Here is a 4,176-nt window from a genome sequence, read left to right as displayed (position 1 = left end):
GGGCCGGCGTCCGGACGCCGGGGCGGCGGGCCGGCCGGGCCGGCGACGCCCCGCGGCGGACGTAGGGTCGTGCCATGTCAGGCGATGAGGGAACCGTGCGCACCGACGCCTGGATCTGGGCGGTGCGGCTGACCAAGACCCGGGCCATGGCGGCGGCGGCCTGCAAGGGCGGCCACGTCCGCGTGAACGGTCAACGGGTCAAGCCGGCCCACCCCCTGAAGGTGGGCGACGAGGTGCGGCTGTTCCACGACGGCCGGCACCGGGTGGCGGTGGTCCGCCGCCTCATCCGCAAGCGGGTGGGGCCGCCGGTCGCGGCCGAGTGCTTCGTCGACAACAGCCCGCCGCCCCCGCCGCGCGAGGCGGTCGCCCCCGCCGGGCGCCGCGACCGCGGCACGGGCCGCCCCACCAAGCGCGACCGCCGCGAGATGGAGCGGCTGCGCGGCGGCGGGCCGTCGCCGGAGTGAGACCGGTCGTCGCAAGCCGGGTCGCAGGCCCGGGTGCGAAGACGGCCGCGGGGGCCGCCCCTCCCGAAAAGGGAGAGGACGGGCCCCGCGGTGGGTCACGCCGGTCGCCGTCGGCTACTCGGTGGCGATGGCGTTGAGGATGTTCATCCTGCCGGCCCGGAAGGCGGGGACCAGGGCGGCCAGCAGGCCGACCAGCGCCGCGCCGATGAACACGGCGACGATGGTGCCCCAGGGCAGCACGAGGACCCCCATGCCCTCCAGCGCCAGGATCTGCTGCGCGGCACCGCCCCACGCCAGGCCCATCGCGACGCCGAGGATGGCGCCGAAGAGGGCGATGACGATGGACTCCAGTCGGATCATGCGCCGCAGCTGGCGCCGGGAGAGACCGATGGCGCGCATCAGGCCGATCTCACGGGTCCGCTCGACGACCGACAGGGCCAGGGTGTTCACCACGCCGAGGACCGCGACGATGATCGCGAGCGCCAGCAGGCCGTAGACCATGTTGAGCAGCTGACCGACCTGGTCCTCGATCATCTCCTTGTACTCGGCCTGGTCCCGCACCTCCATCTGCGGCATGGAGTCCAGCGCGCTCTCCAGCGAGGCCCGCGCGGCGTCGATCTGGCCCTCGTCAGCGATGGCCATCAGCATCCACGTCAGCGGCAGGTCGGACTCGGGCACCGACTCGCGCACGGTGTCGAGCGACACGTACGCGGGCGAGGCGTCCGGGTTGCTGCCGGGGGCGGTGATGCCACCGATGGTGAGGGTGGTCTCCTCCCCGCCCTCGAAGGTGACCGTGATCTCGTCACCGACCGAGAGGTCCTCGGTGTCGGCACGCGACGCGCCGATCGCGACCGCGCCCGGGGCGAGGGCGTCGGCGAAGCTGCCCTCGGCCATCTCCACGCGCATCATGTCGGGGAAGCTCTCGTCGACCGCGGAGAAGCCCTGCTCGAAGGAGTCGCCTCCGGCGGTGATCTCGGCCTCGACACCCCGCATCTCGGAGACGGCGGAGAGGTTGTCGGCGCCGCGCACCGCTTCCGCGGCCTCGGGCAGCACCGGCTGGAAGTTGTTGGTCTGGACGATGAAGTCCGCGCCGATGGAGCGGTCGATCTCCTCCGTGGCGGAGGCGATCATGGAGGAGCCGACGACGGCGAGCGAGGTGACCAGCGCGAGGCCGATCATCAGCGCCGAGGCGGTCCCACCGGTGCGGTTCGGGTTGCGGAGCGCGTTGCGCTCCGCAAGCCGGCCGATGGGGCCGAAGATCCGGAGCAGCACCACGGCGAGCGCCTTGACGATGCCGCCGACCAGCGCCGGGGCGAAGACCACCATGCCGACCAGGGTCAGCAGGATGCCGAGCCCGAGGTTGCCGCCCGCGGCGGCGGTCTCCTCCGCCGTGGTGGTGAGGAAGAGCATCAGCGCACCGACGGCGGTGAGGACGGCGCCGACGATGGCGCGGATGCGGCCGGCGCGCTTGTCGCCGGGCAGCCCCGCGTCCGAGAGCGCGGCCATCGGCGTGATCTTCCCGGCGCGCCGCGCCGGGAAGTACGCCGCGACCAGCGTGACGGTGATGCCCAGCACGATGCCGGTGATGGGCACCGCGGTGGAGATGGTCAGGTCGTCGGTGGAGAGGTTGAGCCCGAACGCCCCCATGAGCGCCATCAGACCGACCGCCAGCGCCACCCCGAGCAGGAAGCCCAGCACGGAGCCGACGACGCCCAGGATCAGCGCCTCGATGAGCACCGAGCGGTTGACCTGCTTGCGGCTGGCGCCGATCGCCCGGAACAGCCCGATCTCGCGGGTGCGCTGGGCGACGAGCATGGTGAAGGTGTTGACGATGAGGAAGATGCCGACCAGCAGCGCGATGCCCGCGAAGCCGAGCAGCACGTACTGGATGACGTTGAAGAACGCGCCGAGGGCGTCCTGGTTCTCCTGCGTGTACTCGGCGTTGGTGAGCACGCGCACGCCGGAGGTGTCGATGGCCTCGGCCACCCGGTCGCGCAGGACCTCGTCGGAGACGCTGCCGTCGCCGTCGACGTAGACGCTGGTGAAGCCCTCGGAGCCCAGCAGCACCTGCTGTGCGGTCTCGGTGTCGAAGTAGACGACAGCCGCGCCGGGGTTGGTGGTCGCGAAATCCACGACTCCGGTGATGGTGTGCTCGGTGGTGCCGTTGAGGCCCATGATCCGCACGGTGTCGCCGATGCCGAGCCCGGAGGAGCTCGCGGTGTCGCCGTCGATCATGATCTCGTCGGGGCCCTCGGGCAGTGCGCCCTCCGGCTCCTCCATGGTGCGGAGTTCGACGTGGGTCCAGTTGAGGCCGATGGTCGGCGCGCCCGTGGTGGGCCCGACGCTCTCGTTGTCCGGGCCGACGGCGACCAGGGAGACGGACTCCGCGATGCCGACGGCGGTGTCGACGCCGTCGACGGCCTCGATGTCACCGATGACCTCGGGGGGCATGACGTCGAAGCGCCCCGTGGAGGACGACTCCTCCATCGCGCGGCTCTCCTCGCCGGGCGTGACCATCACGTCGGACGCCGACTCGGCGAAGAGCTTGTCGAACGTGGTCTGCATCGTCGCGGTGAAGACCAGCGTGCCGCAGACAAAGGCGACGGAGAGCGCCACCGCCGCGCCGGAGAGGATCATCCGGCCCTTGTGCGCGAAGAAGTTGCGCAGGGATGTCTTGACCACACTCATGACGTACGCCCCTGGGCGTCGAAGCCCCGCATGCGGTCCAGCACCTTGTCGGCGGTCGGGTCGATCATCTCGTCGACGATGCGGCCGTCGGCGAGGAAGACGATGCGGTCCGCGTAGGCGGCGGCGACCGGGTCGTGGGTGACCATGACGATGGTCTGGCCGAGCTCGTCCACGGACTTCCGCAGGAACTGGAGGACCTCGGCGCCGGCACGCGAGTCGAGGTTTCCGGTCGGCTCGTCACCGAAGATGATCGCCGGGCGCGAGGCCAGCGCGCGGGCGACCGCGACACGCTGCTGCTGCCCGCCGGAGAGCTGGTTGGGGCGGTGCTTGAGCCGCCCGGAGAGGCCGACCGTGTCGACGACGGTGTCCAGCCACTCCTGGTCCGGCTTGGTGCCGGCGATGTCCATGGGGAGGGTGATGTTCTCGGCCGCCGTCAGGGTCGGCAGCAGGTTGAACGCCTGGAAGATGAACCCGATGCTGTCGCGGCGGAGCTTGGTGAGGTTCTTCTCCTTCAACCCCGTGATCTCGGTGTCGCCCACCCAGACCTCGCCGCTCGTCACGGAGTCCAGCCCGGCGAGGCAGTGCATCAGGGTGGACTTTCCGGAGCCCGAGGGGCCCATGATCGCGGTGAACGCCCCCCGTTCGATGCTGACGCTGACCTGGTCGAGCGCGAGGACCTGCGTGTCGCCGGCCCCGTAGGCCTTGGTCACTCCGGCGGCGCGCGCCGCGGCGCCGGACGGGCCCCCGGCGCCGGTCGTCTCGTCCACTGCGGGCGTGGTCACGATGATCTCCTATGCCTTATCTCATTCTTATTGCCATGAGCCTAGGCACGGATCAGCCGCTGTTCCTCGGCCCCGGGGAGGAACCGACCCTCGGTGGAAAGTCGCAGGCTTCCCTTAGGGGATCTCCACCCCCGGTACCGCGCCGGGGCCCGCTTCCCGGGGTACCGCGCCTCCGCGCGCGCCGCGCTCCGCGCCCCGGCCCGCGGCCCGCGCCTACCCCTGTCAGGCGCGGACCGCACGGC

3 protein-coding genes are annotated in these 4,176 nt (G+C 71.6%); 1 reads left to right on the top strand and 2 read right to left on the bottom strand.

All coding sequences use genetic code 11. The features are described 5' to 3' along the window. The first annotated feature begins 74 nt into the window (after positions 1–74). The gene (locus HCJ92_RS22760; protein WP_167935491.1) at positions 75–464 is read left to right on the top strand and encodes an RNA-binding S4 domain-containing protein; all 390 of its coding nucleotides are present in this window, start codon (positions 75–77) and stop codon (positions 462–464) included. A gap of 114 nt (positions 465–578) precedes the next feature. Here HCJ92_RS22760 and HCJ92_RS22755 read toward each other — a convergent pair whose 3' ends face one another. Further along, positions 579–3,152 (bottom strand): ABC transporter permease, encoded by a 2,574-nt coding sequence (locus tag HCJ92_RS22755; RefSeq protein WP_167935490.1) that lies wholly within the window; start codon positions 3,150–3,152, stop codon positions 579–581. Next, a complete protein-coding gene (locus tag HCJ92_RS22750) occupies positions 3,149–3,934 on the bottom strand; it encodes an ABC transporter ATP-binding protein (protein ID WP_420824764.1) in 786 nt (261 codons plus the stop codon). Before HCJ92_RS22750 ends, HCJ92_RS22755 begins: the two co-directional genes overlap by 4 nt. Positions 3,935–4,176 lie beyond the last annotated feature (242 nt).

This window comes from Streptomyces spiramenti (assembly GCF_012034385.1).
Lineage (GTDB): Bacteria > Actinomycetota > Actinomycetes > Streptomycetales > Streptomycetaceae > Streptomyces > Streptomyces spiramenti.
This window is presented reverse-complemented; position numbering and strand designations above follow the sequence as displayed.

What these genes read in the sequence shown, in the direction of transcription:
- HCJ92_RS22760 (WP_167935491.1), top strand. Translation starts at nt 75, where the DNA reads ATGTCAGGCGATGAGGGAACCGTGCGCACCGACGCCTGGATCTGGGCG.
- HCJ92_RS22755 (WP_167935490.1), bottom strand. Translation starts at nt 3,152, where the DNA reads ATGAGTGTGGTCAAGACATCCCTGCGCAACTTCTTCGCGCACAAGGGC.